At 65.7% G+C, this 26,159-nt stretch carries 21 protein-coding genes; 7 read left to right on the top strand and 14 right to left on the bottom strand.

Features of this window, described 5'->3' with window-relative positions; genetic code table 11:
- The 9 genes from Q0330_RS10685 to chvE form a co-directional block, all read right to left on the bottom strand.
- Positions 1 to 782: ABC transporter permease (locus Q0330_RS10685; RefSeq protein ID WP_299478555.1), on the bottom strand; the 782-nt coding region annotated here is incomplete at its 3' end.
- Positions 779 to 2,287: a sugar ABC transporter ATP-binding protein gene (locus tag Q0330_RS10680; protein WP_299478552.1), complete on the bottom strand. Its 1,509-nt coding sequence runs from the start codon at positions 2,285 to 2,287 to the stop codon at positions 779 to 781. The genes Q0330_RS10680 and Q0330_RS10685, both read right to left, overlap by 4 nt.
- A gap of 54 nt (positions 2,288 to 2,341) precedes the next feature.
- The gene (gene ytfQ, locus Q0330_RS10675) at positions 2,342 to 3,301 is read right to left on the bottom strand and encodes a galactofuranose ABC transporter, galactofuranose-binding protein YtfQ (RefSeq protein ID WP_299478549.1); all 960 of its coding nucleotides are present in this window, start codon (positions 3,299 to 3,301) and stop codon (positions 2,342 to 2,344) included.
- 99 nt (positions 3,302 to 3,400) lie between these two features.
- Positions 3,401 to 4,324 carry a Gfo/Idh/MocA family oxidoreductase gene (locus tag Q0330_RS10670; protein WP_299478546.1) on the bottom strand — a complete coding sequence of 308 codons (924 nt, stop codon included), beginning with the start codon at positions 4,322 to 4,324 and terminating at the stop codon, positions 3,401 to 3,403.
- Positions 4,324 to 6,066 (bottom strand): L-arabinonate dehydratase, encoded by a 1,743-nt coding sequence (araD, locus tag Q0330_RS10665; protein WP_299478543.1) that lies wholly within the window; start codon positions 6,064 to 6,066, stop codon positions 4,324 to 4,326. Before araD ends, Q0330_RS10670 begins: the two co-directional genes overlap by 1 nt.
- Before the next feature lie 9 nt (positions 6,067 to 6,075).
- On the bottom strand, positions 6,076 to 7,065 hold the full coding sequence (araD1, locus tag Q0330_RS10660) for an AraD1 family protein (protein ID WP_299478540.1): 990 nt from the start codon (positions 7,063 to 7,065) through the stop codon (positions 6,076 to 6,078).
- A gap of 2 nt (positions 7,066 to 7,067) precedes the next feature.
- Positions 7,068 to 8,258 (bottom strand): multiple monosaccharide ABC transporter permease, encoded by a 1,191-nt coding sequence (mmsB, locus tag Q0330_RS10655; protein WP_299478537.1) that lies wholly within the window; start codon positions 8,256 to 8,258, stop codon positions 7,068 to 7,070.
- Between the two features lie 9 nt (positions 8,259 to 8,267).
- Positions 8,268 to 9,788 (bottom strand): multiple monosaccharide ABC transporter ATP-binding protein, encoded by a 1,521-nt coding sequence (mmsA, locus tag Q0330_RS10650; protein WP_299478534.1) that lies wholly within the window; start codon positions 9,786 to 9,788, stop codon positions 8,268 to 8,270.
- A gap of 59 nt (positions 9,789 to 9,847) precedes the next feature.
- Entirely contained in the window at positions 9,848 to 10,903 is a 1,056-nt protein-coding gene (chvE, locus tag Q0330_RS10645) for a multiple monosaccharide ABC transporter substrate-binding protein (RefSeq protein ID WP_299478531.1), read from the bottom strand.
- 136 nt (positions 10,904 to 11,039) lie between these two features.
- On the opposite strand from chvE, the gene Q0330_RS10640 reads away from it, so the two are divergent.
- The gene (locus tag Q0330_RS10640; RefSeq protein WP_299478528.1) at positions 11,040 to 12,014 is read left to right on the top strand and encodes a LysR family transcriptional regulator; all 975 of its coding nucleotides are present in this window, start codon (positions 11,040 to 11,042) and stop codon (positions 12,012 to 12,014) included.
- A gap of 40 nt (positions 12,015 to 12,054) precedes the next feature.
- Here Q0330_RS10640 and Q0330_RS10635 read toward each other — a convergent pair whose 3' ends face one another.
- Positions 12,055 to 13,302 carry an MFS transporter gene (locus Q0330_RS10635; protein WP_299478525.1) on the bottom strand — a complete coding sequence of 416 codons (1,248 nt, stop codon included), beginning with the start codon at positions 13,300 to 13,302 and terminating at the stop codon, positions 12,055 to 12,057.
- Positions 13,303 to 13,568: 266 nt separating this feature from the next.
- Here Q0330_RS10635 and cysP point away from each other — a divergent pair, with 266 nt between their 5' ends.
- The 4 genes from cysP to Q0330_RS10615 all read left to right on the top strand — a co-directional run bounded on the left by cysP (position 13,569) and on the right by Q0330_RS10615 (position 17,033).
- On the top strand, positions 13,569 to 14,591 hold the full coding sequence (gene cysP / locus Q0330_RS10630; protein ID WP_299478522.1) for a thiosulfate ABC transporter substrate-binding protein CysP: 1,023 nt from the start codon (positions 13,569 to 13,571) through the stop codon (positions 14,589 to 14,591).
- 69 nt (positions 14,592 to 14,660) lie between these two features.
- Positions 14,661 to 15,503 (top strand): sulfate ABC transporter permease subunit CysT, encoded by an 843-nt coding sequence (gene cysT / locus Q0330_RS10625; protein ID WP_299478519.1) that lies wholly within the window; start codon positions 14,661 to 14,663, stop codon positions 15,501 to 15,503.
- 4 nt (positions 15,504 to 15,507) lie between these two features.
- Positions 15,508 to 16,311 (top strand): sulfate ABC transporter permease subunit CysW, encoded by an 804-nt coding sequence (gene cysW, locus Q0330_RS10620; RefSeq protein ID WP_299478516.1) that lies wholly within the window; start codon positions 15,508 to 15,510, stop codon positions 16,309 to 16,311.
- Complete coding sequence (locus Q0330_RS10615) at positions 16,308 to 17,033, top strand: ABC transporter ATP-binding protein (protein WP_299478513.1); 726 nt, start codon at positions 16,308 to 16,310, stop codon at positions 17,031 to 17,033. Before cysW ends, Q0330_RS10615 begins: the two co-directional genes overlap by 4 nt.
- Before the next feature lie 59 nt (positions 17,034 to 17,092).
- On the opposite strand, the gene Q0330_RS10610 is transcribed toward Q0330_RS10615, so the two are convergent.
- The 4 genes from Q0330_RS10610 to Q0330_RS10595 form a co-directional block, all read right to left on the bottom strand.
- Positions 17,093 to 19,246 carry an esterase-like activity of phytase family protein gene (locus tag Q0330_RS10610; RefSeq protein ID WP_299478510.1) on the bottom strand — a complete coding sequence of 718 codons (2,154 nt, stop codon included), beginning with the start codon at positions 19,244 to 19,246 and terminating at the stop codon, positions 17,093 to 17,095.
- 175 nt (positions 19,247 to 19,421) lie between these two features.
- Complete coding sequence (locus Q0330_RS10605) at positions 19,422 to 21,245, bottom strand: M3 family oligoendopeptidase (protein WP_299478507.1); 1,824 nt, start codon at positions 21,243 to 21,245, stop codon at positions 19,422 to 19,424.
- A 49-nt stretch (positions 21,246 to 21,294) separates the two neighbouring features.
- Positions 21,295 to 22,269, bottom strand: coding sequence for an alpha/beta hydrolase (locus Q0330_RS10600; protein WP_299478504.1), 975 nt, complete (start codon positions 22,267 to 22,269; stop codon positions 21,295 to 21,297).
- Positions 22,270 to 22,321: 52 nt separating this feature from the next.
- Positions 22,322 to 22,609, bottom strand: a complete 288-nt coding sequence (locus Q0330_RS10595; protein ID WP_299478500.1) for an SCP2 sterol-binding domain-containing protein — start codon at positions 22,607 to 22,609, stop codon at positions 22,322 to 22,324.
- Positions 22,610 to 22,665: 56 nt separating this feature from the next.
- Here Q0330_RS10595 and Q0330_RS10590 point away from each other — a divergent pair, with 56 nt between their 5' ends.
- Together Q0330_RS10590 and Q0330_RS10585 are read left to right on the top strand one after the other, a co-directional pair.
- On the top strand, positions 22,666 to 23,220 hold the full coding sequence (locus Q0330_RS10590; RefSeq protein ID WP_299478497.1) for a tetratricopeptide repeat protein: 555 nt from the start codon (positions 22,666 to 22,668) through the stop codon (positions 23,218 to 23,220).
- 21 nt (positions 23,221 to 23,241) lie between these two features.
- Positions 23,242 to 26,133 carry a helicase-related protein gene (locus Q0330_RS10585; RefSeq protein WP_299478494.1) on the top strand — a complete coding sequence of 964 codons (2,892 nt, stop codon included), beginning with the start codon at positions 23,242 to 23,244 and terminating at the stop codon, positions 26,131 to 26,133.
- Positions 26,134 to 26,159 lie beyond the last annotated feature (26 nt).

Genomic DNA, 26,159 nt, shown 5'->3' with positions numbered 1-26,159 from the left:
GGGGTGGGGCGCCCGTCCCCCGGGGCGGGGGGGGCGCCAGCCCCGGGCGGGGGGCGGGCTTTGTGGGCCGCGGCCGGGCGGGGGGGGGGGCCCCCCCCCCCCCCCGCCAGTGCCGCGCAGAGCCCCGAGGCGACATAGACCGCCATCAGCAGCACCGTCGCATTGACCCCGGCCAGGGCGCTGGCGCGGCGGTTGATGCCGATGGATTCGACCAGCAGGCCAAGGGCGGTGCGGCGCATCAGCAGGATCACCCCCAGCCCGGTCAGCATCCACAGCCAGGCCGGGACCGGCAGGCCCAGCACCGCGCCCGAGCCGAAGAAGGCGAAGCCCGGATCGGTGAAGGTGAGGATGCGGCCCTCGGTAATCAGTTGTGCGATGCCGCGCCCCATGGTCATCAGGATCAGTGTGGCGACGAAGGGCTGGATGCCGATCACCGCGACCAGAACCCCGTTCCAGAGCCCGGCAAGCGCGCCTGCCGCCAGTGCGAGGATCAGCGCCGGGACCAGCCCCCAGCCGCCGGCAATGGCCGAGGCGGCGACCGCGCCGCAGATCGCCATGGTGGTGCCGACCGACAGGTCGATCCCGCGCGTGGCAATGACCAGCGTCATGCCGATGGCCAGAAGCGCCACCGGTGCGCCGCGTTTCAGCACGTCGATCAGCGGCCCGACCAGCCGGCCATCATTGACCGAGATGTTCAGGAATCCGGGAAAGAACAGCGTCACCAGTGCCATGAGCGCGGCAAGCGCGATCAGTTGCGGGGCGATGCGTTTCAACATTGTCATGCGGCCGCCCCCTCGCTGTCTTCGCTGGCGATGGCGCGCATGATCTCGTCCCCGGTGACGCGCGCGCCGGCCAGTTCGGCGACATGGCGGCGGTCGCGCAGGACGATGACGCGGTCGGAGACGGCGACCAGCTCGTCAATCTCGCTGCTGATGACGAGGACGGACATGCCGGCCCGGGTCAAATCGCCGATCAGGTGCAGGATTTCCGCATGGGCGCCGACATCTATGCCCCGCGTCGGCTCGTCGAGGATCAGGAAGCGCGGGTTCATCGCCAGCCAGCGGGCCAGAACCACCTTCTGCTGGTTGCCGCCGGACAATTCGCCGATGGGCTTTTCCGGGCCGGAGGTGCGGATGTCGAGCCGTTCGATGAACTCGGCGGCCAGCCGGTTCTGTTCGGCACGCGGGATCGGGCGGGACCAGCCGCGCGCCGCCTGTAGCCCGAGGACGATGTTTTCGCGGATGGACAGGTCGGCCACGATGCCATCTGTCTTGCGATCCTCGGGCACGAAGCCGAAGCCCGCCGCGATGGCCGCGCGCGGGGATGCGAGATCGAGCGGGCCGGCATCGTCCTGCGCCGCGCCCTGCTGGGCGGGGGGTGTGCCGAACATCAGCTCGGCGCTTTCGGTGCGGCCAGAGCCGAGCAGCCCGGCGAGGCCCACGACCTCGCCCTTGCCGATCGTCAGGTCGAAGGGCGCGATGCGGCCGCGCCGACCGAAGCCGGTGAAATGCAGAAGCGGGGGGTGGGTGCCGTCGTCGGTACCGCCGCGATGGGTGGCGACCTCGTCTTCCAGCGCCCGGCCCAGCATATGTTCGATCAGCCGCACCCGGTCCAGATCGGCGGTGTTTTCGGTCACGATCTTCTGGCCGTTGCGCAGCACCGTGACCCGGTCGGTCAGATCGAAGACCTGATCGAGGAAATGCGAGACGAAGACGATGCCAAGCCCGCGTTCGCGCAGACCCCGGACCACGTCGAAGACCATCCGCACCTCGGCGGCATCGAGGCTGGCGGTGGGTTCGTCGAGGATCAGCACCTTGCCCGAAAGCGAGACCGCGCGGGCGATGGCGATGATCTGCTGGATGGCCACGGAATAGCTGCCGAGATCGCGGTCCACGTCCAGATCGAGGCCGTATTGGCCCAGCAATGCGCGCGCCTCGGCCCGCATGGCGCGGCTGTCGATCAGCCCGAAGCGGCGCGGTTCGCGCCCGAAGATGAGGTTCTGCGCCACGGTCAGGTTGGGCAGAAGATTGACCTCCTGATAGACGGTGCTGATGCCCAGCATCTGCGCCTCGACGGTCGAGCGCGGGTCGATGGCCGCGCCGTCCAGCGTGACGGTGCCGGCATCGCGGCGATAGGCGCCGGTCAGGCATTTGATCAGCGTCGACTTGCCGGCGCCGTTTTCGCCCAGGAGGGCATGGACCTCGCCGGCGCGCAGGTCGAAATCCACCGCATCGAGCGCGCGGGTGCCGGGAAAAATCTTGGTCAGGGACCGGATCGACAGCAGCATGGCCTTCCTCCCTTCTGGGGGACCGGGCCGCGCGCGGCGGCCCGGCATCCGTGCTTAATAGCCGAGGCCCTTGCGGCGCTCGTATTCGCCGGCCGGATCGTCGGCCTGGGTATAGAGCTTCGATTCGGTCTGGATGAATTTCTCGGGCGCGGTGCCATCGGCCCAATAGGCTTCCAGCGCGTCGAAGGCCGGGCCGGCCATGTTGGGCGTCAACTCGACCGTGGCATTGGCCTCGCCCGCTGCCATGGCCTGAAACAGATCCGGCACCCCGTCGATGGAGACGACCAGAATATCCTCGCCCGGTTTCAGCCCGGCTTCCTTGATCGCCTGAATCGCACCCACGGCCATGTCGTCGTTATGGGCGTAGAGCGCGCAGATATCGGCGCCGCCGTTTTCGGCCTGCAGGAAGCTTTCCATCACTTCCTTGCCCTGGGCGCGGGTGAAATCGCCGGTCTGGCTGCGCACGATTTCAAGGTTGTCATGCCCCTTGATCGCATTCTCGAAGCCGGTCTTGCGGTCGATGGCCGGGCTGGAGCCGGTGGTGCCCTGCAATTCGACGATGCGGCAGGGCTGATCGCCCACGGTCTCGGCCAGCCAGCCGCCCGCGACCTCGCCCTCGTGGACGAGGTTCGAGCCGACGGCGGTCAGGTAAAGATCGTCGCTGCTGTCGACCTGACGGTCGAGAAGGACGACCGGAATCTCGGCCTCCCTGGCTTCTTCCAGCACCGAATCCCAGCCGGTGGCGACGACCGGGGCCAGCAGGATCGCATCCACCCCCTGCGCGATGAAGGACCGGATCGCGGCGATCTGGTTTTCCTGCTTCTGCTGCGCATCCGAGAATTGCAGCTGATAGCCGCGTTCCTCGGCCTGGCTTTTGGTCAGCGTGGTTTCCGCCGCGCGCCAGCCGGATTCGGAACCGATCTGCGAAAAGCCGATCACCTCGCCTTCGGCGAAGGCGGTGCCGGCGCTCAGCGCCAATGCGGCTGTGGTCATGGTCAGAATATTGAGTTTCATAATGTCCTCCCTTGGTTGCCGTGCCGGGGCGCGCCCTTGACGTGTGAGCGTGCGTGCGCGCGCGCCCCGGATCTGCGACTGCCTGTCCCTCGGCTGCCGTCAGAATTCGAAAGGGTCGGTGCTGTTGCGCCGTCCCAGAGTGAAAGCGTCGGCGACCAGCACCATTGGTGCCAGATCGACATCCGAGGCGCGGTCGCGGACCAGTTCGGCCATGCGCGCGTAAAGGGCCGGATATTCGCCCATGATGTCGTCTTCGCCGCCGGCAGCGATGCCGTCGATTTCCAGCCGGTTGCCGCCCATGCGCAGCGCCAGCCGGCCCTTGTCGGTGTCGAGTTCGATATCCCAGGTCTGCGGGCCTTCCTGACGGAAGTCGAAATCCGCGGTGATGCCGCCGGCGAAATCCAGCCGCGCGGCGATGGGGGCCTGACGATTGGCCGGCACGTCGAGTTCCGCGCCCTGAAGGCGAAGCGGGTCGGGCAGGATCTCGGTCATGATCGAGAGTGCGTTGATGCCCGGATCGAAGACGCCCATGCCGCCGGCCTCGAAAATCCAGTCCTGGCCGGGATGCCATTTGCGCACATCCTCGCGCCAGATGATGCGGCCCTTGCTGACGGTGCTGTCGGCCAGCCAGCGCCTTGCCTGTGCCACGGCGCGGGCCATGCGGCTGTGCCATGTCGCGAACAGGCTGACCCCGGCGGCGCGGGCCATGTCCTGAAGGATATGCACCTCGGCCAGTGTCGCGCCGGGCGGCTTTTCCAGCATCAGGTTGCGCCCCGCCGCCAGCACCGCCTGCGCCACCTCGAAACGCGGCGCCGGCGGCAGGCAAAGGCTGACCGTGCCGATCTCTGGCCGGGCGGCCAGCATGTCGGCGATCCCGGTGAAAGCCTCGACGCCCTCGACGCGGCCATGACGGCTGACCGTCGCCGCAAGATCCCAATCCGGGCTGGCGGCGAGCGCGGGCACATGCTGGTCGAGGGCGATCTTGCCGATGCCGACAAGCGCGATTTTTGCCGGTCCCGCCATCAGTGGCTGTCCTTGCCGACCGGATTGCCCCGGCAGCCTTTCAGGAAGTCCAGATCCGCCCCGGTATCGGCGCCCATCACATGCTGCTGGTGCAGCCAGGCATAGCCGCTTTCGGCCTGTTCATGGCCGGGCTTCCACGCCGCAAGGCGCGCAGCGAGGTCTTCATCGGACACGTCCAGATGCAGCCGCCGGTTCGGCACGTCCAGCTCGATCATGTCGCCGTCGCGCACCACCGCCAGCGGCCCGCCCGCCGCCGCCTCGGGCGAGGTATGCAGCACCACGGTGCCGTAGGCCGTGCCGGACATGCGCGCATCCGAGATCCGCACCATGTCGGTGATGCCCTTGCGCAGAACCTTGGGCGGCAGGCCCATATTGCCGACCTCGGACATGCCGGGATAGCCTTTCGGGCCGCAATTCTTCAGCACCATGATGCAGGTCTCGTCGATATCGAGGGCCTCGTCCTCGATCCGGGCCTTGTAATCGTCGATATCCTCGAAGACGACGGCGCGGCCGCGATGGCTCAGCAGGTGCTCGCTGGCGGCGGAAGGTTTCAGCACCGCCCCCTTGGGTGCCAGATTGCCGCGCAGGACCGCGATACCGCCGTGATCGGTCAGCGCCCTGTCCAGAGGCAGGATCACGTCCTCGTTGTGGTTGACGACATCCTTGACCTCGTCCCAGATCGTCTGGCCGCTGACGGTCAGCGCGTCCTTGTGCAACTGCCCGCCTTCGCCCAGACGTTTCAGCACCACCGGCAGGCCGCCGGCATAGAAGAATTCTTCCATCAGGTATTTGCCCGAGGGCATGAGGTTCACGATGGTGGCCACGTCGCGCCCGCAGCGGTCCCAGTCGTCCAGCGTTACATCGACGCCGACCCGGCCCGCGAGCGCCAGCAGGTGAATGACCGCATTGGTCGAGCCGCCGATGGCGCCATTGGTGCGGATGGCGTTCTCGAAGGCCGGCTTGGTCAGGATGTCGGAAGGTTTCAGATCGTCCTTGACCATCTGCACGATGCGCCGCCCGGACAGTTGCGCCATCACCCGGCGGCGGCTGTCCACGGCCGGGATCGCGGCATTGCCGGAAAGCGCCATGCCAAGCGCCTCGGCCATCGAGGCCATGGTCGAGGCCGTGCCCATGGTGTTGCAGGTCCCGGAAGAGCGACTCATCGACTGTTCGGCTTCCAGAAACTCCTCCTGCGTCATCTCGCCGGCCTTTACGGCCTCGGAGAATTTCCACAGATGGGTGCCGGAGCCGACCCGCTCGCCCCGGAAATAGCCGTTCAGCATCGGCCCGCCGGTCACGATGATCGAGGGAATGTCGGTCGAGGCCGCCGCCATCAGCAGGCTGGGCGTGGTCTTGTCGCAGCCGACCAGCAGCACCGCGCCATCCATCGGCTGACCGCGGATCTGTTCCTCGATCGCCAGTGCGGCGAGGTTGCGAAACATCATCGCCGTGGGCCGGAAGGTGTTTTCGCTTGCCGAGAAGACCGGCACTTCGACCGGGAAGCCGCCCGCCTCCCACACGCCGGCCTTCACCTTCTCGGCCAGTTCGCGCAGATGGCCGTTGCAGGGCGTCAGGTCGGACCAGGTATTGAGGATGCCGATGACCGGGCGACCGTCGAACAGGTCATGCGGATAGCCTTGATTCTTCAACCAGCCGCGATGGTAGATATTGTCGCGCGAGGTGCCGCCGAACCATTCCTGAGAGCGCAGCTTGCGGGGCCATTGGGCGGGTTTGAAGCTCATGATCGGGCCTTACAGGGGTTGGACGGCGACGGCGGCGGCGCTGTCTTGTTGCTGGGTCAGGGGGTTCGTCAGCGGCAGGCCGAAGGCGTCGCAGGCGATCTCGAAGCGGTCGCCGGGCCGGGTGGCGATACCGTCGGCGAAGGAGAGCGTGGCGGTGCCGAAGAAATGCACATGCAGGTCGCCGGGCTGGCGGAACAGGTCATATTTGAAATGGTGATGTTCCAGATTGGCGAGGCTGTGGGACATGTTCGCCTCGCCCGAGAGGAACGGTTTTTCCCAGATCACCTCGCCGTCGCGGATCACCCGGCTGGAGCCCTCGACATGCTCGGGCAGGGGGCCGAGCAGCAGTTCCGGGCCGAAGCTGGCCGGGCGCAGCTTGGAATGCGCGAGCCAGAGGTAATTGCCGCGTTCCGTCACATGGTCCGAGAATTCGTTGCCGAGCGCGAAGCCCAGCCGAAACGGCGTGCCATCGGGGCCGATCAGGTAGATGCCGGCGATCTCGGGTTCCTCGCCCGCGTCGAGGCCGAAGCCGGGGCTGGCAAGGGCGGCGCCGGGGGTCACGGCGGCATGGCCATTGCCCTTGTAGAACCATTCCGGCTGCGCGCCGATGCCGCCGGCCTCGGGCCGGCCGCCTTCCAGACCCATGCGGAACATCTTCATGCTGTCGGTCAGATCTGCCGGATCGGCCTTCTGGTGCATCGCGTCGCGGGTGGAAGCAGAACCCAGATGCGTCAGCCCGGTCCCGGTCAGGTGCAGATGCGCCGGGTCGGGGTGATCGACGGGCAGCAGTATCCGGCCTTCGGACAGGGCCGCCGCCAGATCGACGGCCTCGCCCTTGCCGCGCGAGGCGACCTCTTCGGCCAGGCTGCGACCGGCGGCGATGGCGGATTGCGCGAGCCCGAGCGTGCTGGCCGCGCCGGGCACCAGCCAGGCCGCCTCGCCCTCGCGGGCGGCGACGCCACGAAGGCCGCCGGGCAGGGTCAGTTGCGACAGGTGCATGGTCAGGCTTCCTTGTTCTTGTTGTAGACATCGAAGAAGACGGCGGCGAGCAGCACCAGACCCTTGATGACCTGCTGGTAGTCGATGCCGATGCCGAGGATCGACATGCCGTTATTCATCACGCCCATGATGAAGGCGCCGACCACCGCGCCGACGATCTTGCCAGAGCCGCCGGCCATGGAAGCGCCGCCGATGAAGACCGCCGCGATCACGTCGAGTTCGACCGCGAAGCCCGCTTTCGGCGTCGCCGTGTTCAGCCGCGCCGCATAGACCAGCCCGCCAAGTGCGGCCAGAAAGCCCATGTTCACGAAGGTCAGGAAGGTCAGCCGCTCGGTCCTGATGCCGGAAAGCTTCGCCGCCTTGGCATTGCCGCCGACGGCATAGACGCGCCGACCAAGTGTCGTGCGCTCGGTGATGAAGACATAGACGACGGTCAGCACGACCATCGACAGCATTACATTCGGCAGGCCCCGGAACCAGGCCAGTTTCCAGGTCACGAACAGCAGCGCCGCCGCGACGATGGCATTACGGGCGACGAACAGGCCGTAAGGCTCGTCCTCGATCCCGTAGCGGGTGTTGCGGGCGCGATTGCGCAGGCCCAGCCAGACCAGGATCAGGACGGTGACGACACCGACCAGAATGGCCAGCAGGTTCGGCTTGTCGGCCCCGAACGGGTCGGGGATGAAGCCATTGGCGAGCGACTGGAAGCTGGACGGAAACGGCCCGACCGATTGCCCGGCCAGCAGCCACAGCGACAGCCCGCGAAAGACCAGCATCCCGGCCAGCGTGACGATGAAGGAGGGGATCTTCCAATAGGCGACGAAATAGCCCTGCGCCGCGCCGATGGCCGCCCCGCAGACCAGGCTGACGATCACCGCGATGAAGACGGGCACGTCCCAGTTGACGATCATCACCGCCGCCAATGCGCCGACGAAGCCCATGACCGAGCCGACCGAAAGGTCGATATGCCCGGCCACGATCACCATCAACATGCCAAGCGCCATGATGATGATATAGCTGTTCTGCAGGAACAGGTTGGTGATGTTCACCGGCCGCAAGAGCACGCCGCCGGTGACGATCTGGAAGAAGGCCATGATCGCGATCAGCGCGAAAAGCAGCCCGTAATCGCGGATATGCTTGCCGATATAGGCGCCGATCCCGGCCCCCTCTGCGGCTTTTTCGGTTTGTTCCATTGCCCCCCCTTATTCTCTGACGATCAGCGACATGATGGCTTCCTGGCTGGCCTCTGCGGCCTGAAGTTCGCCCAGGAAACGGCCCTCGTTCATCACATGGATGCGGTCGCACATGCCCAGAAGCTCGGGCATTTCCGACGAGATCATGATGACGGCCTTCCCGGCCGCGCTGAGATCGTTGATGATGCTGTAGATTTCATATTTCGCGCCAACGTCGATGCCGCGCGTCGGCTCGTCGAGGATCAGCAGTTCGGGTTCGGTGAACAGCCATTTCGACAGCACCACCTTCTGCTGGTTCCCGCCCGAGAGGTTCATCACCTTCTGGAAGACCGAGGGCGTGCGGATGCTGAGCGCGCGGCGATATTCCTCGGCCACCTCGGTCTCGCGGCTTTCGTCGATCACGCCGCGCTGGGAAATGCCGGGCAGGTTCGCCAGAACCGTATTGCGCCGGATCGTGTCTTCCAGGATCAGCCCGAGGGTCTTGCGGTCCTCGGTCACATAGGCGAGGCCGGCGGCGATGGCGCGGTCCACGGTCGAGACATCGGCGGGCTTGCCATGCATCATGACCTCGCCCGAGATCTTGCGACCATAGGAGCGCCCGAAAATGCTCATGGCGAGCTCGGTCCGGCCCGATCCCATCAGGCCGGCGATGCCCACCACCTCGCCGGCGCGGACGGTCATCGAGATGTCGTCGATGACCTGCCGGTCGGCATGTTCGGGGTGCCAGACATTCCAGTTCTTCAACTCGAACACCACCTTGCCCGCATGGCGTTCGCGCTCGGGATAGCGGTTTGCCATGTCGCGGCCGACCATGTCGCGGACGATGCGATCTTCGGTCAGGTCGCCGCCGCGCGCGTCGATGGTCGAGATGGTGGCACCGTCGCGGATCACGGTGACGCTGTCGGCGACGCGGCGGACCTCGTTCAGCTTGTGGCTGATGATGATCGAGGTGACGCCCTGCGATTTCAGTTCCAGAAGCAGGTCCAGCAGCGCCTGACTGTCGCTTTCCGACAGCGCCGCGGTCGGCTCGTCCAGGATCAGCAGGCGGACATTCTTCGACAGCGCCTTGGCGATCTCGACCAGTTGCTGCTTGCCGACGCCCAGGCTTTCGATGCGGGTGCCCGGCGCCTCGCGTAGGCCGACCTTGTCCAGCAGGGCTTCGGTCAGGCGAAAGGTTTCCGGCCAGTCGATGACGCCGCTCTTGGCGCGCTCATTGCCCAGAAAGATATTCTCGGCGATGGAGAGAAGCGGCACCAGGGCCAGTTCCTGGTGGATGATGATGATGCCGCGTTCTTCGCTGTCGCGGATCGAGCGGAAGGCGGCGGCGCTGCCGTCGTAATGGATTTCGCCCTCGTAGCTGCCGGCGGGATAGACGCCGGAGAGGACTTTCATCAGGGTCGATTTTCCGGCGCCGTTCTCGCCGCAGATGGCGTGAATTTCGCCCTCGCGGACCGAGAGGCTGACATTGTCCAAAGCCTTCACGCCGGGAAAGGTCTTGGTAATATTGCGCATTTCCAGAAGCGCGGTCATGGCGACATCCCCCTGGGAAAGGGGGCCGCCCGGATCGTGCCGGGCGGCCTGGTTGGCGATTACTTGATCTGATCGGCGGTGTAGTAGCCCGAGCCGATCAGGACCTCTTCCCAGTTCGACTTGTCGACCGGCACCGGCTCCAGCAGGAAGGAGGGCACGACCTTGACGCCGTTGTCATAGGTCTCGGTGTCGTTGATCTCGGGCTCTTCACCCTTGAGCATGGCATTGACCATGCCGACCGTGACCCGGGCCAGTTCTCGGGTGTCCTTGAAGACGGTGGCATATTGCTCGTCCGCGAGGATCGATTTCACCGATTGCACCTCGGCATCCTGTCCGGTGACGATGGGCATCGGCATGTCGCCGGAGCCATAGCCCACGCCCTTGAGCGAGGAGAGAATGCCGATGGAGAGGCCGTCATAGGGCGACAGCACGCCCTGAACCTGCTTGTCGGTATAGTTGGCCGACAGAAGGTTATCCATCCGCGCCTGCGCCACAGCGCCGTCCCAACGCAACGTGCCGACCTTGTCCATGCCTTCCTGCCCCGAAGGAACGGCGACCGAGCCGTCGTCGATCAGCGGTTGCAGCACCGACATGGCGCCGTCATAGAAGAAATAGGCGTTGTTGTCGTCCGGGCTGCCGCCGAAAAGCTCGATATTCCACGGCTTCACGTCCGGGAAACGCTCTTTCAGGCCCTTGACCAGGGAATTCGCCTGCTCGACCCCGACCTTGAAGTTGTCGAAGGTGGCGTAATAGCTGACATCCGGCGTGTCGCGGATCAGGCGGTCATAGGCGATCACCTTGATGTCGGCGGCGCCGGCATTCGCGAGCGCGTTCGACAGGGTGGTGCCGTCGATGGCCGCAATCACCAGAACGTCGACGCCCTTGGTGATCATGTTCTCGACCTGGGCGAGCTGGTTCGGGATGTCGTCCTCGGCATATTGCAGGTCGGTCTCGTAGCCGGCTTCCTGGAACTGCTTGACCATGTTGTTGCCATCGTCGATCCAGCGGGCCGAGGATTTCGTCGGCATCGAAATGCCGACGGTTTCGGCCAGGGTGCCGGTGGCAAGCCAGGATACGCTGATCGCCAGCGCGACCGCGGCGGTTCTGATTTTCATGTTGTTCCTCCCCTTGGGCGGCGCGCGGCCACCCTGTCCTTTTGCATGAGTCCGTCTTGGACCGCGAAGAAAGGCTAGCAAGCCAGCGACATGCAGGTAAAATGACATTATCCGCAATCTGCATAGCGTAATTGATATGCCAAATTCGCCCGCCCGGATGATGCTGAAGCCCGCGCAATTGCGGCTGATCCGCGAGATTGCCGAGACCGGACAGCTTCAGCAGGCGGCCGAGGCTTGCGCCATGACCCAGCCCGCCGCCTCGCGGATGCTGGCTGAAACCGAGCGGCAGGTCGGCGCGCCCCTGTTCCTGCGCCAGCCCAAGGGCATGGCCCCGACCGAGATCGGCCAGACCGTGCTGCGCCGCGCCCGCGTCATCCTGCGCGAATTGTCCAGCATGGCGAGCGATGTCTCTGCCCTGCGCGGCGGGTTTGCCGGGACCGTCAGGATCGGTTCGGTGACGGGGCCTGCGGTCGGCTATCTCGTCTCGGCGATTCGCGAGGTCAAGCAGCGCGCACCTGATGCCAATATCACCATCGATGTGCTGCCCTCGCGCGAGTTGCTGGGGCATCTTCTGGCCGGAGAGATGGATTTCGTCCTTGGCCGCATTCTGCCCGAATTCGAAAGCCGCGATCTGGAGATCCTGCCGATGCGCGATGAGAGGGTCAGCCTGCTCGTGCGCGGCAGTCATCCGCTGGCCCGTGCGCCGATGGTCACGCTGACCGAGTTGACCGATTACGAATGGATCATGCAGCAGCGCGGCGCCCCGATCCGAGAGGCGACGCAGGACGCTTTCGCGGCGGTCGGGCTGCGCGAGCCGCGCAATATCGTCAACAGTCCCTCATTGCTGCTGACCATTGCCTATCTGGCGCAGAGCGATGCGGTCTCTCCCATCTCGGATGAGGTTGCGCAGCTGCTGATCCAGCCCCCGGTCAGCGCGGGTTTCCGGGCGCTGCGTCTGCGCCGCCAGATCCGGGTTTCGCCCTATTACTTGCTCAGCCTGAAGCGCCGGCCAATGTCGCCGCTGGCCGTGGCGCTGCGCGACCGGGTGGTCGAGTATGCGCGGGCGGGCGGAGCGGGCGCATGGGGTCAGGCTGCCGCACGGCCTGACTGAGCGACGCGGCCACATTCGGTCTGGCTGTCACGCGCCCCGCCTATCGCGGCGACGTGTCCGCTGACAGGGTGTCGACATTGCGCAGCGTCGGGAACAGGCGCATCCACAGGGCGCAGATCCCCAGTGACACAAGCGCGCCACCGGCCACCGCGACGACGGGGCCGAACAGGGCGGCCATGCTGCCGGCCCGGAACTCTCCCAACTCGTTCGAGGCGCCGATGAAGACGGTGTTGACGGCGCTGACCCTGCCGCGCAGCTCGTCCGGGGTGTGCAGTTGGATCAGCGTCTGGCGGATGATGACGCTGACCACATCGGTTGCGCCGATGATCACAAGGGCGGCAACCGACAGCCAGACATGGGTCGACAGGCCGAAGACCAGTGTCGCGAAGGAAAACAGCCCGACACAGGCGAACATGGTGCGTCCGGCATGTCGCCGGATCGGGCGGGCCATCAGCAACAGCGCGACGGCAATCGCACCGATCGCGGGCGCTGCGCGCAGGACGCCAAGGCCGAAAATGCCGACGTCGAGCACGTCGCGCGCGTAAACCGGCAGCAGCGCGAAGGCGCCGCCCAGAAGAACCACGAAAAGATCCAGCGAGATTGCGCCAAGGATGATCGGACGCTGGCGAATGAAGCTGAAGCCGGCGGTCAGGTCCTGCCAGCTTTGCCGCCGCCGGGGCGCGCGGTTCTGCGCCGGCTTCGGGATCGCCAGCACCAGAACGGCGGCAATGGCCAGCAGCACGAAAGAGGTGCCATAGGCGACCTCTGCCGCCAGCCCGTACAGCAGACCGCCCGCCACCGGCCCGCAGATCGTCGCCACCTGCATGGCCGTGCTGGTGGTGGCCAGCGCGCCCGGCAGATGTTCCGGCGGCACGATATTGGCGATCAGCGATTGCCGGGTCGGATTATAGAAGGCGCGCGACGCGCCATAGACCACCATCAGCACGAAGATTGCCGTGACCGCCATGCTGCCCGAACGGGTCAGCCACCAGAAGGTGCCGGAAACGAATGCCATGACCAGCAGGCACAACCCCATCACCAGCCGGCGCGAGAAGCGGTCGGCCACGGCCCCGGTGACCAGCACCAGACAAAGCGCGGGGGCGAATTGCGACAGGCCGACAAGGCCGAGATCGAAGGGATTGCGGGTCATGTCATAGACCTGCCAGCCAACCGCGACCGTCTGGATCTGGATCGCCAGCCAGTTGAACAGGATGGCGACGACATAAAGCCTGAAGCCGGGAATTTTCAGCAAGGCGCCCTTCGGTTCAGGGCAGGTTTCATCAGTCACATTCTGGCCCGATCCGACAGCAATCGGGCGCAGATTGGGGCGATGCGCAGGTGTTGGCAAGCCCTGCGCCGCCCGTCACGACTGGAAGCGGCGGCAGCGACCGGGAGAGGGGCGAATTCTTTGCGGGCGAAATCTGCAAATCTGGAAAAAATTCCGCGCTTGAGAAAAATGATCGGCAAATCATCCTTATGTGATGCGCTGCGATTGCAAATTCGCGAACATTGTCACCAATTGCGCTCAAACAAGCCTTCCGAAAGGACCTCGATATGACCTTCTTCCAAACCTCCCGCTTGCTGCGGCGCGGCTTCGGCATTGCTGCGATTGCATTCGCGGGATTTGCCGGCACCGCCCAGGCCGAGGATCGCCAGTTGCTGAACGTCTCCTATGACATCGCACGCGAGCTTTACGCCGAGCTGAACCCGGCCTTCATCGAACAATGGAAGACCAATACCGGCGAGGCCCTGACCATCGAGCAGAGCCATGCCGGTTCCTCGAAACAGGCGCGGGCGATCCTGCAGGGGCTGAAGGCGGATCTGGTTACCTTCAATCAGGTAACTGACGTTCAGGTGCTGGCCGATAACGGCTTCGTCGATGCGGATTGGCAGCAGGACCTGCCGAACAATGCCTCGCCCTATTATTCGCTGCCGGCCTTTCTGGTGCGTGGCGGCAACCCGAAGGGGATCGAGGATTGGGACGATCTGGTGCGAGACGATGTCTCCATCGTTTTCCCGAACCCGAAAACCAGCGGCAATGCGCGCTATACCTATCTCGCGGCCTATGCCTATGCGCTGGACAAGTTCGGCGGTGACGATGCGGCGGCGCAGGAGTTTGTCGGCAAGGTGCTGGGCAATGTCGCGGTCTTCGATACCGGCGGGCGCGGTGCCACCACCAGCTTTGTCGAGCGCAGCATCGGCGATGTGCTGATCACCTTCGAGGCCGAGGTGGAAAACATCCGCGCCGCCGAGGATGAAGGCGCTTACGAGCGTGTCGTGCCCTCGATGTCGCTGCTGGCGGAGTTTCCCGTGGCCCTGGTCCGCAAGGTCGCCGAGGAGCGTGGCACGGTCGATGTCTCGGAAGCCTATCTGAACTTCCTCTACAGCACGCCCGCGCAGGAAATCATCGCCTCGTTCAACAACCGCGTCCATGATCCCGAGGTCGTCGAAGCCACGGCGGATCAATTCCCCGAGGTGCGTCTGGTCACGGTCGAGGATGTCTTCGGCGGCTGGGACGAGGCCAGCAAGACCCATTTCGGCGATGGCGGCACGCTCGACAAGCTGCTGCGGAACTGATCTGAAGCCGAACGAACCACGGCCCCCGCGTTCCGGCGCGGGGGCATCCGATGTCAAGGACGCCGTATCATGGCAACGCTTGCCCGCCGCGAAGCCCGGATCCTGCCGGGATTTTCCCTGTCCATGGGGATTACGCTGCTGTTTCTGTGCCTGATCGTGCTTTTGCCGCTGACCGGGCTGTTCTGGCAACTGGCCCAGCTTGGGCCGGGCGATTACCTGCGGGTCATGGGCTCGGAACGGGTGCTGGCGGCGCTGCGCGTCACCATCACCGCCGCCGCTGCGGCGACGGCGCTGAACGGGGTCTTCGGCTTCATCATCGCCTGGGTGCTGACCCGCTATCGCTTTCCGGGGCGCGGCATCGCCGATGCGCTTGTCGATCTGCCCTTCGCGCTGCCGACGGCGGTGGCGGGGATCGCGCTTGTGGCGCTTTATGACAAATCGGGCTGGCTGGGCCGCATCCTCGACAGCATGGGGTTGCAGGTCGCCTATACCTGGTGGGGGATCGTGATCGCGATGACCTTCACCTCGATCCCTTTCGCCGTGCGCGCCATCCAGCCCGCCATCGAGGAGCTGGACCCGGCCGAGGAAGCCGCCGCCCTGACCCTTGGCGCCAGCCGCCCGCAACTGTTCCTGCGGGTGCTGCTGCGCCCGCTTCTGCCTTCTGTCCTGACCGGGGTGGGGCTGTCCTTCGTGCGCTCTCTGGGGGAGTTCGGTGCGGTGATCTTCATTGCCGGCAACATGCCCTACGAGACCGAGATCGCCTCGCTGCTGATCCTGATCCGGCTGGACGAGTTCGACTATCCGGCGGCGGCGGCGATCGCGGGCTCGCTTCTGGGGCTGTCGCTGGTGCTGCTGGTGGCGATCAACATGCTGCAGCACCGCCTGCAGGCCTATCTGCACCGGGAGGGTTGAGGCGATGCTGCGCAGGTTCCTGATCGGGCTGGCCCTGGCATTCCTGGGTCTCATGGTGCTGCTGCCGGTCCTGGCCATTTTCACCCGTGCCTTTGCCGATGGCGCGGCGGCCTATATCGCCGCCATCATCGAGCCGGAGACGCTGGCCGCGATCCGCCTGACCGTTGTCGCGGCGGTAATCGTGGTGCCCTTGAACATCGTCTTCGGCACCGCCGCCGCCTGGCTGGTGGCGCGCTATCGCTTCTGGGGGCGGCGGGCGCTGCTGATCCTGATCGAGCTGCCCTTCGCCATGTCGCCCATCGTCGTGGGCCTGTGCTTCCTGCTGATCTACGGTGCCTATGGCCCGGTCGGCGCGGCGCTGGAACCCTACGGTATCCAGCTGATGTTCAACCTGACCGGGATCGTGCTGGTGTCGCTGTTCATCACCTGCCCCTTCGTCATGCGCGAGATCCTTCCGGTGTTGATGGTGACGGGCGAGGACGAGGAAAAGGCGGCGCTGACGCTTGGCGCGAATGGCTGGCAGATCTTCCGCCATGTGGTGCTGCCCAATATCTCCTGGGGGTTGGCTTACGGCACCATGCTGACCATGGCCCGCGCCATGGGCGAATTCGGTGCGGTCAGCGTGGTTTCCGGCGCGATCCGGGGCCGGACCATGACGCTGCCTTTGCAGATCGAGCTGCTTTACAACGATTACAATGCCACCGGCGCCTTCGCCGCCGCCACGGTGCTGACGGCGCTGGCGCTTGTCACCCTGATCATCCGTGGCCTGCTGAACCGCTTCGGCCCGGCCAGAGAGGTCCATCCATGACGCTGGAAGTCCAGGATATCCACAAGTCCATCGGCGAGACCGAGATCCTCAAGGGCGTCTCGCTGACCGTCGAGGCGGGCGAGTTCGTGGCCCTGCTGGGGCCGTCCGGTTCGGGCAAGACGACGCTTCTGAACATCGTCGCGGGTCTGGCCCATGCCGATCAGGGCCGGCTGATGCTGGATGGCGAGGACATCACCCGGCTGCCCTCGGGCCAGCGGCATTTCGGCATGGTGTTCCAGAACTATGCCCTGTTCCGGCACATGACCGTGGCCGAGAATGTCGGCTTCGGGCTGAAGGTGATGCCCGCCGCCTCGCGCCCGTCCCGCGCCGAGATCGCCACCCGCGTGGCCGACCTGCTGGACATGGTCGAGCTGCCGCATCTGGCCGACCGGTTTCCGGCGCAGCTTTCCGGCGGGCAGCGCCAGCGTGTCGCCATGGCCCGTGCGCTGGCGATCCGGCCAAGGCTGCTGCTGATGGACGAACCCTTCAGCGCGCTCGATACCCAGGTGCGCCACTCGCTGCGGGGCGAGGTGCGGGCCCTGCAACGCAAGGCCGGGGTGGCGGCGATTATGGTCACCCATGACCGGGGCGAGGCCTGGGCGCTTGCCGACCGCATCGCGGTCATGGATCACGGCCGCATCGTGCAGTTCGACCGTCCCGAGGCCCTGTCCGAAAACCCGGCCAGCGAGGCGGTGCGCACCCTTGTCGAGGGCATCGCCTGATCTGCCGGCAACGCAAAAGGCCCCGTGCGTGACGGGGCCTTTCCGGATGCGTGGCAGGATCAGTCCAGCTTGAACGACCAGAAGAAGGTCTCGCCCGAGGCGTCGTCGACCCCGTCATTGTCGGTCACCATCCAGACCGTGCCGTCCTCGGTGATGGCCATGCCCTCAACCTTGTCCTGCACATAGCCGTTCCAGCCCTTGAGGTCGGGGATCAGGTCACGGACGGTTTCCTTGCTCACGAGCGGCAATTCGCCATCCAGCGGTGCCGGGTTCAGATCGGCCAGTGCCACCCGGGTCACGGCCTTCAGCTTCGCCGCATCGCCGATCAGGTTGTCGCGCTCGATCAGGTAGAGGTGGTCGCCATGCACGGCCAGTTCGGACAGGCCGACCCAGCCCTCGCCCTTGTCGAGCGGATAGCGGACGCCGGCCCATTCGCCGCTTGCCGGGTCGAGTTGCAGCAGCTTCACCTGACCTTCGGGATCGTCACCCCATTCACGCTGCACCGCCAGCCAGAGCTTGCCGTCGATCAGGGCGATGCCCTCGAAGCCGAAGCGCTTTTCTTGCGCCATCAGGGCGTCCGGCAGGCCGAATTCCTGGGTGATCGCGCCCGAGGCGTCGACATGCAGGACGGCGTGCGGAACCTCTTTCTCGCTGTTGCCTTCCGAGGCCAGCCAGAACCCGCCCGCGCCATCCGTGGCGATGCCTTCGAGGTCCAGCTTTTCAGCAGGGCTGCCATCGCGGGTGATGATGGTCTTGGCGGTAATCTGCGCGGGCAGGCTCGACGCGTCGATGGTATAGATCGCGGGCGCGGCAGAATAGACGCTGTCGCTGACGGCATGAAGCGTCGCGGGATTGGCCGCATCCGGTGCCAGACCGGACAGGGCACCCCAGCCGATCACGCCTTCAGCGGCGGCGATGGTAGGATAGGCCGGTGCCGCCTCGCTGCGTTCATAGATCATGACATGGGCGCGGGCGGCGCCATCCTCGCCCAGATCGGTTTCGTTGGCGGTGGCAAACAGGTTCCGGCCCGGGATCGCGACCAGCCCTTCCGGGCCGATGCCCGAGGGCAGGGATTGCAGCAGCTTCGGCGCGGTCGGGTCGGTGGCGTCGAAGACGAAAACGATGCTGCCACGCTCGGAAGCGACGAAGATCAGCGGTTGTTCGCCATAGCGGGCGGTGATGACGGCCTCTGGCTCTCCGCCCTTCTTGCCCGAGCGACCCTCGGGGTAGTGGCCGATCCGCATCAGCTCGTGGTCGAGCATATTGCCGCTGTCGAACACGACCGAGCCATCCTTGTTCCAGATGGTGAAGCCGCGGCTGCCACCGTTCCAGTCGCCCTCATTCGCGGTGACGAAATGGTCGGCATCGACCCAGGCCACGGCGTCAGGTTCGCGGGGCACGGCGGCGAGGCTGCCGCCCTGTTCGATCTTGCCGTCCTTCTCAGTGTCGATTGCATCCAGATCGACCGTGCCGGCGCTGAAATCGGCGCTGACCGCGCCATCGGCACCGATGACAACGAGATGGTTGTTTTCCTGTAGCGTGACGACGAGTTCGCCGGCCTCGTTGAAGGACAGAAATTCGGGCTCCGGGTCCTCGGGCGCGATATCGGCAAGGCCGGTCAGTTCGACGACCTGCATGGCCGCGCAATCGACCGTGCCATCGGTGACGGGCAGGCGGACCACAAAGCCTGCCGGCATTTGCGGCAGGGCACCGTCATTGATGTCCTCGTCACGTTCGTTCTCGATGGCGACGGCGATCATGTCGCCGGCGGGCGAGATGGCGACGCTGTCGGGCTGGCCGCCGAGATCGCAGCTTGCCACCACGTCGTTGCTGGTCAGATCGACGCTGCGCAGCACGCCCGAAGGTTCGGTGAAGGAGGCCGAGGTGTTCACGCCCACGAAGGCCATGTCGCCCTTGACCACGGTGGTGGTCGGCTCTCCCTCCATGGGGATATTGCCAAGCGGCTTCGGCGCGCGCGCATCGCTGATGTCGATCATCCCGATCACCCCGAGCGGGCTGTCGGAATAGATCAGCCGGTTGCCGTCTTCGGTCACGGCCATGATCTCGGCCGAGGTTTCGCGGGCACGATCTTCGCCTTCGGCCATGTTCTCGGCGGTGGCGAAGCTGGCGATGCGGTTGAAGGTCGGTTCGGCGAAGGCGGGCAGCGCGGCGGCAATGGCCAATGCAGAGGTCAGGGTGGTGCGGCGGATCATCGTCTTATCCCGGTCAGGTTACGTCGGGCGATCCATTGCGGGATAATGTAACGATGCCGTGTCGACGCGGTGACGGAACGATTAAATCTGCCGGGGCGGCGAAATCCGAAAGTTGCGGGGATGTGCCGGAGACCTCATCGCCTGCGCCGCCGGAGCAGCGCAGGCGGTTGAGGATTCAAGCCTCCATCGCCTCCAGCTCGTCGATGAAGCCTTCGATCATGGACAGGCCCTTGTCCCAGAAGGCCGGGTCCGAGGCGTCCAGCCCGAAGGGCGCCAGCAATTCCTTGTGATGTTTCGAGCCGCCGGCCGAGAGCATGTCGAAATATTTCTGCTGGAAGCCTTCGGGCTGGGCCTCGTAGGCCGCATAGAGCGCGTTCACCAGCCCGTCGCCGAAGGCATAGGCATAGACGTAGAAGGGCGAATGCACGAAATGGGGCACATAGGACCAGAAGGTTTCATAGCCCGGCATGAACTCGAAAGCCGGGCCGAGGCTTTCGGTCGCCACATCCATCCAGATCGCGTTGATGTCGTCGGGCGTCAGCTCCCCTTCCGCGCGGGCGGCGTGCAGGCGGATCTCGAAATCGTAGAAGCTGATCTGGCGGACGACCGTGTTGATCATGTCCTCGACCTTGCCGGCCAGCAGCGCCTTTTTCTGTGCCGGGTCGGTGGTTTCGGCCAGCAGCTTGCGGAAGGTCAGCATCTCGCCGAAGACGGATGCGGTTTCCGCGAGCGTCAGCGGCGTCGAGGCCAGCAATTCGCCCTGACCCGCCGCCAGCCGCTGATGCACGCCATGGCCCAGTTCATGCGCCAGCGTCATTACGTCGCGCGGTTTGCCGAGATAGTTCAGCATCACATAAGGGTGCACCGTGGTCACGGTCGGATGCGCGAAGGCGCCGGGCGCCTTGCCGGGTTTCACGGCGGCGTCGATCCAGCCAAGATCGAAGAACGGCTCGGCCAGTTCGGCCAGCTTCGGCGAGAAGCCGGCATAGGCATCGAGCACCGTGGCCTTCGCCTCGTCCCAATCGACGGTCTTCGGTGTCTCGGTCGGCAAGGGCGCGTTGCGGTCCCAGACCTGCAGCTTGTCGAGGCCGAGCCAGCGCGCCTTCAGCGCGTAATAGCGGTGCGAGATGCGGGGGTAAGCCGTGGTTACGGCGTTGCGCAGGGCCTCGACCACTTCGGGTTCGACATGGTTCGACAGGTGCCTGCCATGCTGGGGCGAGGGCATCTTGCGCCACTTGTCCTCCACCGCCTTTTCCTTCGCCAGCGTGTTATGGACGCGTGAAAAAAGCTTGATGTTCTTGCCGAAAACATCGGCCAGGGCACGGGCGGCGGCCTCTCGTTTCGGGCGGTCGTGATCGGTCAGCAGGGTCAGGACGGCTTCCAACTGCATCGTCTCGCCATCGACGGTGAATTCCAGGCCGGCCATGGTTTCATCGAAAAGCCGGTTCCAGGCGGCGGCGCCGACGACGGAATTGTCGTGCAGGAATTTCTCCAACTCGTCCGACAGCTGATAGGGGCGCATGGCGCGCATCCGGTCGAAGACGGGCTTGTAGCGGGCCGGGCCGCCCTCGGCGGTAAAGACCGCCTCATAGGTCGCATCCGGGATGCGGTTGAATTCGAGGCTGAAGAAAACCAGCGGCGTGGTCATCTCGGTGATCTGCGCTTGCAGGTCCGACATCTGCTTGGCGCGGGCGGCGTCGGTGGTGTTCTGGTAATAGCGCAGGCCGGCATAGGACATGATGCGCCCGGCGAGGATGTCGATCTCCTCATAGCGGCGGATGCAGTCCAGCATGGCAGCGGCATCGAGCGAGGCCAGCTTGCCCTCGTAATCGCTGGCGAAGCTGGCGGCTTTCTGTTCCAGCGCCGCCAGATCGGCCTTGAGTTCGGGCGCGTCGGGGGCGGGGTAGAGATCGCTCAGGTCCCAGTCGGGCAGGTTGCCGAACTCAGTCCTGGTGGCGGTCAGGGTGGTGTCGCGCAGGGGTTCGCGGTCGAAACGCATCGGGGGTTCCTTTCTGTTGCCCCAGATGTGCAGGCTGCCGCGCCCCGGTTCAACCCCCGGCGGCGACCTGTTGCCGGTCGGGCTGGCCGGGGCGGATCAGGTTCAGGAAGGCATCGTAGAATTGCGCCTGCAATTCCGGGGTTTCGAACATCACCTCGTGATGGCCGCCATCGAGTTCCAGAAGCCGGCCCGCCGGCCAGCCGGCGGCACGGGTGCGGATCGCCGGGGCCGAGACGACCAGTTCCTTCGAGCCGAGCGTGACCAGCATCGGCACATCCGGCGCCGGTTCCGCCGCCAGCCTGCGGCATTCCTCAAGCGCGGCGCCGACCCAGCGATAGCTGGCCCCGCCAAGCGTCAGCTCCGGCCAGGCGGCGGCCTCTCGCACCTGACGGGCCCAGGCATCGGCATTGCCGGTCAGCAGGTTGTTCTGGAACGGCTCGTCCAGCAGATAGGCACCATTGCCGCCGGTGCCGATCGCGGGATTGCCGCCACGACCCAGCTTGCTGGCAATCTTCGACAGCGCCAGGGCGGCAGCGCGCGGCATGGGTGCGTGATTGATGCCCCACATCGGGGCCGAGAATGTCGCGGTCCGGACCGGCAACCCGTTCATCAGCGCGGCCAGCCCGATGGCACCGCCCATGGAATGCGCCAGAAGATGCCAAGGCTCTGTCAGGTTCAGCGCCGCCGCAGCCTCGATCAGGGCCACGACATCAAGCTGGTATTGCGAGAAATCCCCGATATGGCCGGGGCGGGGGTTGTCCTGCAAGCGGTCGGACATGCCCTGCCCGCGCCAGTCGATGGACAGGACATTGATCCCCAGCCCGGTCAGGATCTGCGCCACCGGGGCGTATTTCTCGACATATTCGGTGCGACCGGGAAACAGCAGCACGGTTTCGACCGGCGCCTCCGCCCGCCACAGCGCCAGCCGCAGCCGCAGGTCGTCGTCGCTGCGAAGCCAGAAGGCCTCGGCAGGGAGTTCCTGCGACTCGGGAAGCTGATGAAACGGGGCCGGGGACAGATCCATCGAATGACCGCTCAAACTGGCTAAAATACGGACGATAAGGTGACGCGAATGCTCAGGACAGGGCCGAGCCGAGCTTCATCGCCAGCCCCATATTGCCGTCGACCTTCAACTTGCCGGTCATGAAGGCCATGGTCGGGTTGACGTCGCCGTTCAACATGCCCTCGAAGGTCTCGCGGCTGGCGGTCAGGGTGACATCGGCCTCGTCATCGCCGGCGCGCACGCCGTCCGCGTCCATGACGATTGCGCCCTCGCCATCGATCACGAATTTCGCGGTGCCATCGGCAAAGCTGCTGATCTTCTCGCTCAGCGCGGCCACGGCGGCATTGATCACCTCGGACATGAATTCCTCCATAAGCTTGACTGGCGGGGGCCAGCCTGTCGGGTTACAATGCCTATATGAACAGGCGCGCCCGCATTTTCCAATATACCGTCACGGCATTTGCCATTGCATTCGGTCCGGCGCAAGCGATTGCCGCACCGCCCGACCCCGCGCTTTTCGCGGCGCTCGCCCAGACCGAGGGCGAGGCCTGGGTCGAGGCCGAGACCGAGATCCTGACCGCTTGGGAAGATACCGGCTCAGAGCCGCTGAACCTGATCCAGATGCGCGGCGAAAGTGCGCTGGACGAAGGCGATTACCCGAGCGCCATCGGCCATCTGACCGCGCTTGTCGATCACGCGCCGGATCACGCCATGGGCTATCAGCTGCGCGGTCTGGCCTATTGGCTGAACGGTAATTACGGGCCGGCGGCGGCAGATCTGTCGATGGCGCTGGAACTGGAGCCGAAGCAGTATCTTGCCCTTACCCAGCTTGGCACCATGCTGGAGGAACTGGGCGACAATGCCCGCGCCGCTGAGGCGCTGCGCCTCAGCCTGGACATCAACCCCCATCAGCAGGATGCCATCGACGCCGCCGCCCGCCTTGACGCGGCCGATACCGGCACCGACATCTAGGCGCGGCAACAAGGGGCAGCCATGTCACGCATTACGGCCGTGCTGGGCCCGACCAATACCGGCAAGACCCATTACGCCATCGAGCGGATGCTGGCCCATCGCTCGGGCGTCATCGGTCTGCCGCTTCGCCTCTTGGCGCGAGAGGTCTATGACCGCATCGTCAAGGCGCGTGGGCCGTCCGTCGTGGCACTGGTCACGGGCGAGGAGCGCATCGTGCCGCCCCGCGCCCAATATTGGGTCGCCACCACCGAGGCCATGCCCGAGGTCGCCGCCGATTTCGTCGCCCTCGACGAGATCCAGCTTTGCGCCGATCCGCAGCGCGGCCATGTCTTCACCGACCGGCTGCTGCGCGCGCGCGGGCTGCACGAGACCCTGCTTCTGGGTTCCGACACCATGCGGCCTGCCATTGCCGCACTGGTCGACAAGGTGCAGTTCATGCGCCGGGACCGCTTCTCGACGCTCAGCTGGGCCGGATCGAAGAAGATCAGCCGGATGCCCTCGCGTTCCGCCATCGTCGGGTTTTCGGTCGACGATGTCTATGCGATTGCCGAACTTCTGCGTCGTCAGAAAGGCGGGGCCGCCGTGGTCATGGGGGCGCTTTCGCCGCGCACCCGCAATGCCCAGGTCGAGATGTATCAGTCCGGCGAAGTCGATCATCTGGTCGCCACCGATGCCATCGGCATGGGGCTTAACCTCGATATCCGGCATGTCGCCTTCTTCTCGACGGTGAAATTCGATGGCCGCCGGCTGCGTCCGCTGTTCCCGCATGAAATGGGCCAGATCGCCGGTCGCGCCGGCCGCCATACCGAGCCGGGCACCTTCGGCGTGACGGGCGAGGCATCGCCGCTGGACGAAGGCCTGATCGACGCCATCGAGAACCACCGTTTCGCCCCGATCAGTCGCCTGATCTGGCGCAACCCGCGGCTGGAATTCGGCACCATGGACCGGCTGATCCAGAGCCTTGAAGCCGCGCCCGACAGCGAATGGCTGACCAGGGGCCGCGAGGCCGACGACCTCGCCGCGTTGAAGACCCTGCGCGAGATGCCCGAAATCCGCGACCGTGTGACCACCGCGCCGGATGTGCGGCTGCTCTGGGATGCCTGCCGGATCCCGGATTTCCGGTCCATTTCGCCGGCGGAACATACCAGCCTGCTCTTGCGCATCTTCACCTTTCTGCAGGAAGGCACCATCCCCGGCGACTGGCTGTCGCGGGCGATCGAACGCATCGACCGGACCGAAGGCGACATCGACGCGCTGTCGAAGCGGTTGGCATTCATCCGCACATGGACTTATGTCGCGCAACGCTCTGGCTGGGTCGAGGACGAATCGTATTGGCGCGAGGCGACGCGCACGGTAGAAGACCGCCTGTCAGATGCGCTGCACGCGGCGCTCACGCAACGATTTGTGGACCGGCGCACCTCTGTGCTTATGCGCCGGCTCAAGCAGAAGGAGACCCTCGTGGCCGAGGTGAACGACAAGGGTGAAGTCAGCGTCGAAGGCGAATTCGCCGGTCGGCTGGAAGGGTTCCGCTTCCGGGCCGATCAGACCCAGAATCCCGACGAGGCGCGGATGCTGAACCGTGCCGCCTATGAGGCGCTCAAGCCCGAATTCCATCTGCGCGCGGATCGTTTCTATAACGCGCCCGATACCGAGCTGGATTTCACCGAGCAGGGCGGGCTGATGTGGGGCAATGCCGCCATCGGCAAGCTGGTCAAGGGCGGCGACCTGCTTAAACCCGGGGTCGAGGCCTTCGTCGACGAGGAAGCCGGCCCCGAGATCGCCGAGAAGGTGCAGCGCCGCTTGCAGCATTTCATCGACCGCAAGCTGGCGACCCTGTTCGAGCCGCTTCTGGCCATGCAGAATGACGAGGCGCTGACCGGTCTGGCGCGCGGCTTTGCCTTCCGGCTGGTTGAAAACCTTGGCATCATCCGGCGCGAGGATGTCGCGGGCGAGGTCAAGGATCTGGATCAGGATGCGCGCGGGCTGCTGCGCAAGCATGGCGTCCGCTTCGGTCAGTTCACCATCTTCATGCCGGCGCTGTTGAAGCCCGCGCCGACGCGGCTGCGCCTTGTGTTGTCGGGCCTCTGGGACGGGCTGGCCGAATTCCCCGAAAGCCCGCCGCCCGGTCTGGTGACGATCCCGAATATCAAGGACGTGCCGGTGCGGGTCTATACGCTGTCCGGCTATCGCCCGGCGGGCGAGCGCGCGATCCGCATCGACATGCTGGAACGTCTGGCCGACATGCTGCGCACGCAGGACACCCGCGCGGGTTTCGAGGCCAATGCCGACATGCTCTCGATCACCGGCATGACGCTCGAACAGTTCGCCAACCTGATGGAGGGCCTCGGCTATGCCGCCGAGAAGGGCGAGCGTCCGAAGGCCAAGGCCGAAACCGCGCCTGCCCCCGAAGCCCCGGTCGAGGTCGATCACGAACACCCGCTGACCGAGGAGGAATCGGTCCTTGCCGCCGAAACCCGCGCCAAGTGGGAAGCCGAGCAGGCCGAGAAGAAGAAGGCCGAGGCCGAGGCCGCCGCTGCGGCGGGCGAGACCCCGGCCGAAGGCGACGCGGTCGAAGCGACCGAGGAAGCCGCGCCCGAGGTCGAGGTCTTCTATACCTTCCGCTGGTCCCCGAAACCGCGCGGCCCGCGCCAGCAGCAGGGCGGCAACCGCCGTCACGGCGGCGGGCAGCGTCAGGATGGCGGGCAGCGCGCCGAAGGCGGCGAGGGTGGCCGCCCGCGCGGCAGGAAGCCCGACTTCAAGGGTGGCAAGCCCGGGAAGGGCAAGCCGCGCGGCAAGGATGACCGGGGCGACCGGGCCAAGAACTACTCGGCCCGCCCGCCGCGCGCCGAAAAGCCCATCGACCCGGACAACCCCTTCGCGGCAGCTCTTGCCGGTCTGATCAAGAAGGACTGAGGCGATGCGCGGCGAAGCGAAGGCTC

It is taken from the genome of uncultured Paracoccus sp. (genome assembly GCF_937873615.1).
Taxonomy (GTDB): domain Bacteria; phylum Pseudomonadota; class Alphaproteobacteria; order Rhodobacterales; family Rhodobacteraceae; genus Paracoccus.
This window is presented reverse-complemented; position numbering and strand designations above follow the sequence as displayed.

What these genes read in the sequence shown, in the direction of transcription:
- Q0330_RS10680 (WP_299478552.1), bottom strand. Translation starts at nt 2,287, where the DNA reads ATGCTGCTGTCGATCCGGTCCCTGACCAAGATTTTTCCCGGCACCCGC.
- ytfQ (WP_299478549.1), bottom strand. Translation starts at nt 3,301, where the DNA reads ATGAAACTCAATATTCTGACCATGACCACAGCCGCATTGGCGCTGAGC.
- Q0330_RS10670 (WP_299478546.1), bottom strand. Translation starts at nt 4,324, where the DNA reads ATGGCGGGACCGGCAAAAATCGCGCTTGTCGGCATCGGCAAGATCGCC.
- araD (WP_299478543.1), bottom strand. Translation starts at nt 6,066, where the DNA reads ATGAGCTTCAAACCCGCCCAATGGCCCCGCAAGCTGCGCTCTCAGGAA.
- araD1 (WP_299478540.1), bottom strand. Translation starts at nt 7,065, where the DNA reads ATGCACCTGTCGCAACTGACCCTGCCCGGCGGCCTTCGTGGCGTCGCC.
- mmsB (WP_299478537.1), bottom strand. Translation starts at nt 8,258, where the DNA reads ATGGAACAAACCGAAAAAGCCGCAGAGGGGGCCGGGATCGGCGCCTAT.
- mmsA (WP_299478534.1), bottom strand. Translation starts at nt 9,788, where the DNA reads ATGACCGCGCTTCTGGAAATGCGCAATATTACCAAGACCTTTCCCGGC.
- chvE (WP_299478531.1), bottom strand. Translation starts at nt 10,903, where the DNA reads ATGAAAATCAGAACCGCCGCGGTCGCGCTGGCGATCAGCGTATCCTGG.
- Q0330_RS10640 (WP_299478528.1), top strand. Translation starts at nt 11,040, where the DNA reads ATGCCAAATTCGCCCGCCCGGATGATGCTGAAGCCCGCGCAATTGCGG.
- cysP (WP_299478522.1), top strand. Translation starts at nt 13,569, where the DNA reads ATGACCTTCTTCCAAACCTCCCGCTTGCTGCGGCGCGGCTTCGGCATT.
- cysT (WP_299478519.1), top strand. Translation starts at nt 14,661, where the DNA reads ATGGCAACGCTTGCCCGCCGCGAAGCCCGGATCCTGCCGGGATTTTCC.
- cysW (WP_299478516.1), top strand. Translation starts at nt 15,508, where the DNA reads ATGCTGCGCAGGTTCCTGATCGGGCTGGCCCTGGCATTCCTGGGTCTC.
- Q0330_RS10615 (WP_299478513.1), top strand. Translation starts at nt 16,308, where the DNA reads ATGACGCTGGAAGTCCAGGATATCCACAAGTCCATCGGCGAGACCGAG.
- Q0330_RS10610 (WP_299478510.1), bottom strand. Translation starts at nt 19,246, where the DNA reads ATGATCCGCCGCACCACCCTGACCTCTGCATTGGCCATTGCCGCCGCG.
- Q0330_RS10605 (WP_299478507.1), bottom strand. Translation starts at nt 21,245, where the DNA reads ATGCGTTTCGACCGCGAACCCCTGCGCGACACCACCCTGACCGCCACC.
- Q0330_RS10600 (WP_299478504.1), bottom strand. Translation starts at nt 22,269, where the DNA reads ATGGATCTGTCCCCGGCCCCGTTTCATCAGCTTCCCGAGTCGCAGGAA.
- Q0330_RS10595 (WP_299478500.1), bottom strand. Translation starts at nt 22,609, where the DNA reads ATGTCCGAGGTGATCAATGCCGCCGTGGCCGCGCTGAGCGAGAAGATC.
- Q0330_RS10590 (WP_299478497.1), top strand. Translation starts at nt 22,666, where the DNA reads ATGAACAGGCGCGCCCGCATTTTCCAATATACCGTCACGGCATTTGCC.
- Q0330_RS10585 (WP_299478494.1), top strand. Translation starts at nt 23,242, where the DNA reads ATGTCACGCATTACGGCCGTGCTGGGCCCGACCAATACCGGCAAGACC.